The 5,297-nt window shown below is 54.7% G+C and carries 2 rRNA genes; both read right to left on the reverse strand.

What is annotated here, in order from left to right:
• Positions 1–5: 5 nt before the first annotated feature.
• Positions 6–3,117, reverse strand: a 23S ribosomal RNA gene (locus ACIPVB_RS15460).
• 419 nt (positions 3,118–3,536) lie between these two features.
• Positions 3,537–5,058, reverse strand: a 16S ribosomal RNA gene (locus tag ACIPVB_RS15465).
• The 16S and 23S rRNA genes sit together here, the layout of an rRNA operon.
• Positions 5,059–5,297: the final 239 nt, after the last annotated feature.

Here is a 5,297-nt window from a genome sequence, read left to right on the forward strand (position 1 = left end):
GGTGTGTTATCAAGTCATCGGCTTATTAGTACCGGTCAGCTTCACGTATTACTACGCTTCCACATCCGGCCTATCAACCCAGTAGTCTGGCTGGGAGCCTCTCACCATAAATGGTATGGAAGTCTCATCTTGAGGCCGGCTTCCCGCTTAGATGCTTTCAGCGGTTATCCATCCCGAACGTAGCTAATCAGCGGTGCTCCTGGCGGAACAACTGACACACCAGAGGTTCGTCCAACCCGGTCCTCTCGTACTAGGGTCAGATCCTCTCAAACTTCCTACGCGCGCAGCGGATAGGGACCGAACTGTCTCACGACGTTCTAAACCCAGCTCGCGTACCGCTTTAATGGGCGAACAGCCCAACCCTTGGGACCTACTCCAGCCCCAGGATGCGACGAGCCGACATCGAGGTGCCAAACCATGCCGTCGATATGGACTCTTGGGCAAGATCAGCCTGTTATCCCCGAGGTACCTTTTATCCGTTGAGCGACAGCGCTTCCACAAGCCACTGCCGGATCACTAGTCCCGACTTTCGTCCCTGCTCGACCTGTCAGTCTCACAGTCAAGCTCCCTTGTGCACTTACACTCGCCACCTGATTGCCAACCAGGTTGAGGGAACCTTTGGGCGCCTCCGTTACATTTTGGGAGGCAACCGCCCCAGTTAAACTACCCACCAGGCACTGTCCCTGAACCGGATCACGGTCCTAAGTTAGATATCCAGAGTGACCAGAGTGGTATTTCAACAATGACTCCACACTCACTGGCGTGAATGCTTCACCGTCTCCCACCTATCCTACACAAGCCACACCGAACACCAATACCAAGCTGTAGTAAAGGTCACGGGGTCTTTCCGTCCTGCTGCGCGTAACGAGCATCTTTACTCGTAATGCAATTTCGCCGAGTTCGCGGTTGAGACAGTTGGGAAGTCGTTACGCCATTCGTGCAGGTCGGAACTTACCCGACAAGGAATTTCGCTACCTTAGGATGGTTATAGTTACCACCGCCGTTTACTGGGGCTTAAATTCTCAGCTTCGCCTTGCGGCTAACCGGTCCTCTTAACCTTCCAGCACCGGGCAGGCGTCAGTCCGTATACATCGTCTTGCGACTTGGCACGGACCTGTGTTTTTAGTAAACAGTCGCTACCCACTAGTCTCTGCGGCCACCACACCCTTTCGGAGCAAGTCCTAATAAGTGGATGGCCCCCCTTCTCCCGAAGTTACGGGGGCATTTTGCCGAGTTCCTTAACCACGATTCTCTCGATCTCCTTGGTATTCTCTACCTGACCACCTGAGTCGGTTTGGGGTACGGGCGGCTGGAACCTCGCGTCGATGCTTTTCTCGGCAGCATAGGATCACCCACTTTTTATCCGCATCGTGTCTCAGCCTGAATAAGTGACGGATTTGCCTATCACTTGGCCTACGCACTTGCACCAGGACTACCATCGCCTGGCTTGGGCTACCTTCCTGCGTCACACCTGTTAATACGCTAGCCGCACCAGCATGGGGTCGAGCGTTCACACAGACAACCATCACCCCGAAGGGATCCGGAAAATTCTGAGCTAGGACTCTTAGCACCACTGGATTGACTGGGGCGGTTCTTCGCCGGTACGGGAATATCAACCCGTTGTCCATCGACTACGCCTGTCGGCCTCGCCTTAGGTCCCGACTTACCCAGGGAAGATTAGCTTGACCCTGGAACCCTTGGTCTTTCGGAGGACGTGTTTCTCACACGTCTTTCGCTACTCATGCCTGCATTCTCACTCGTGTAGCGTCCACGGCTGGGTCACCCCGCCGCTTCACTCGCCACACGACGCTCTCCTACCCATCAACACGGCTGGACCACGAAGGCCTACCAATAATGTCAATGCCACAACTTCGGTGGCGTGCTTGAGCCCCGTTACATTGTCGGCGCGGAATCACTTGACCAGTGAGCTATTACGCACTCTTTCAAGGGTGGCTGCTTCTAAGCCAACCTCCTGGTTGTCAAAGCAACTCCACATCCTTTCCCACTTAGCACGCGCTTAGGGACCTTAGTTGGTGGTCTGGGTTGTTTCCCTCTCGACTATGAAGCTTATCCCCCACAGTCTCACTGCTGCGCTCTCACTTACCGGCATTCGGAGTTTGGCTGACGTCAGTAACCTTGTAGGGCCCATCGGCCATCCAGTAGCTCTACCTCCGGCAAGAAACACGCAACGCTGCACCTAAATGCATTTCGGAGAGAACCAGCTATCACGAAGTTTGATTGGCCTTTCACCCCTATCCACAGCTCATCCCCTCAGTTTTCAACCTAAGTGGGTTCGGTCCTCCACGACGTCTTACCGTCGCTTCAACCTGGCCATGGATAGATCACTTCGCTTCGGGTCTAGGACACGCGACTGAATCGCCCTATTCAGACTCGCTTTCGCTACGGCTACCCCACACGGGTTAACCTCGCCACGTATCGCTAACTCGCAGGCTCATTCTTCAAAAGGCACGCTGTCACCCCTACTAAGGAGGCTCCAACGGTTTGTAAGCAAACGGTTTCAGGTACTATTTCACTCCCCTCCCGGGGTACTTTTCACCTTTCCCTCACGGTACTTGTCCGCTATCGGTCATCTGGGAGTATTTAGGCTTATCAGGTGGTCCTGACAGATTCACACGGGATTTCTCGGGCCCCGTGCTACTTGGGATACTCTTCACGCCAAGAACAGGCATTTCGACTACGGGGTTCGCACCCTCTATGACCGGCCGTTCAAAACCGTTCGTCTATACCCTCTTGTCACGTCGACTGCTCGGCAGAACAATCAGAAAAGTCCCACAACCCCCCACACGCAACCCCTGCCGGGTATCACACGCATGAGGTTTAGCCTCTTCCGGTTTCGCTCGCCACTACTCACGGAATCGCTGTTGCTTTCTCTTCCTGTGGGTACTGAGATGTTTCACTTCCCCACGTTCCCTCTACCCGCCCTATATATTCAGGCGGGAGTCACCAGGTACGCACGCGCCCTGGCGGGGTTTCCCCATTCGGACACCCTCGGATCAAAACTCGCTTATCAGTTCCCCGAGGCTTATCGCAGATTGCTACGTCCTTCTTCGGCTCCAGATGCCAAGGCATCCACCGTTTGCTCTTAAAGACTTGAAATCACATGAGTTGAATCGTCAAAAAATTGACTAATGATCTTTAAGATCATCTTCACGAGCCAGCCCGAAGACTGACTCGAAGATGCTCGCGTCCACTGTGTAGTTCTCAAAGTACGGGCGGTACCCACCCCAACACCACAAACCGTGGCACCAGGGCGAGCCCTAGAGGAACAGCCACCAACCACCACCAGCCACAACGACTAGCGCGATCAGCGCCCGGCCCCTCAGGACCCAACAGCGTGCATGTACCCACCCCTCCGACCCGAACCATTCCAACAGACAAGCTGCGTACTAGATCCAAACCATCGACGTGAGCACCAAGTCAAATGTTCCACCCATGAGCTAACCAGCAGCACACATCCGGTGCTGACCTGGCGCCTGGACACCCGAACCGAAACCCGAGTGCCAGATGCTCCTTAGAAAGGAGGTGATCCAGCCGCACCTTCCGGTACGGCTACCTTGTTACGACTTAGTCCTAATTACCGATCCCACCTTCGACGGCTCCCTCCACAAGGGTTGGGCCACCGGCTTCAGGTGTTACCGACTTTCATGACTTGACGGGCGGTGTGTACAAGACCCGGGAACGTATTCACCGCAGCGTTGCTGATCTGCGATTACTAGCGACTCCGACTTCATGAGGTCGAGTTGCAGACCTCAATCCGAACTGGGACCGGCTTTTTGGGATTCGCTCCACCTCACGGTATTGCAGCCCTTTGTACCGGCCATTGTAGCATGCGTGAAGCCCAAGACATAAGGGGCATGATGATTTGACGTCATCCCCACCTTCCTCCGAGTTGACCCCGGCAGTATCCCATGAGTTCCCACCATTACGTGCTGGCAACATAGAACGAGGGTTGCGCTCGTTGCGGGACTTAACCCAACATCTCACGACACGAGCTGACGACAACCATGCACCACCTGTTCACCAGTGTCCAAAGAGTTGACCATTTCTGGCCCGTTCTGGTGTATGTCAAGCCTTGGTAAGGTTCTTCGCGTTGCATCGAATTAATCCGCATGCTCCGCCGCTTGTGCGGGTCCCCGTCAATTCCTTTGAGTTTTAGCCTTGCGGCCGTACTCCCCAGGCGGGGAACTTAATGCGTTAGCTGCGTCACGGAAACCGTGGAATGGTCCCCACAACTAGTTCCCAACGTTTACGGGGTGGACTACCAGGGTATCTAAGCCTGTTTGCTCCCCACCCTTTCGCTCCTCAGCGTCAGTTACGGCCCAGAGATCTGCCTTCGCCATCGGTGTTCCTCCTGATATCTGCGCATTCCACCGCTACACCAGGAATTCCAATCTCCCCTACCGCACTCTAGTCTGCCCGTACCCACTGCAGGCCCGAGGTTGAGCCTCGGGATTTCACAGCAGACGCGACAAACCGCCTACGAGCTCTTTACGCCCAATAATTCCGGATAACGCTTGCGCCCTACGTATTACCGCGGCTGCTGGCACGTAGTTAGCCGGCGCTTTTTCTGCAGGTACCGTCACTTTCGCTTCTTCCCTGCTAAAAGAGGTTTACAACCCGAAGGCCGTCATCCCTCACGCGGCGTTGCTGCATCAGGCTTTCGCCCATTGTGCAATATTCCCCACTGCTGCCTCCCGTAGGAGTCTGGGCCGTGTCTCAGTCCCAGTGTGGCCGGTCACCCTCTCAGGCCGGCTACCCGTCGACGCCTTGGTGAGCCATTACCTCACCAACAAGCTGATAGGCCGCGAGCCCATCCCAGACCAAAAAATCTTTCCAACCCCCACCATGCGATAGAGGCTCATATCCAGTATTAGACGCCGTTTCCAGCGCTTATCCCAGAGTCCAGGGCAGGTTGCTCACGTGTTACTCACCCGTTCGCCACTGATCCACCAAGCAAGCTTGGCTTCACCGTTCGACTTGCATGTGTTAAGCACGCCGCCAGCGTTCATCCTGAGCCAGGATCAAACTCTCCGTAAAAGAAAAAACCACAACACCGGGAAAACGATGCCGCAGCGAGTTTGAAACCGACCAAAGAGAAACATCATTACTGACGTATCCATATGCCAACCAAAAAGGCTGGTCTTCGATCCAAAGGAATTTCTCGCAATCCAACAAAAGTCAGACCGACGAGGAATAAATTGGCATTTGACAAGTGCACGCTGTTGAGTTCTCAAGGAACGGACGCACCCACAGGCCACAGTCATCTCGACCAACCC

This window comes from Microbacterium sp. NPDC090007, from assembly GCF_044748345.1.
GTDB lineage: Bacteria > Actinomycetota > Actinomycetes > Actinomycetales > Microbacteriaceae > Microbacterium.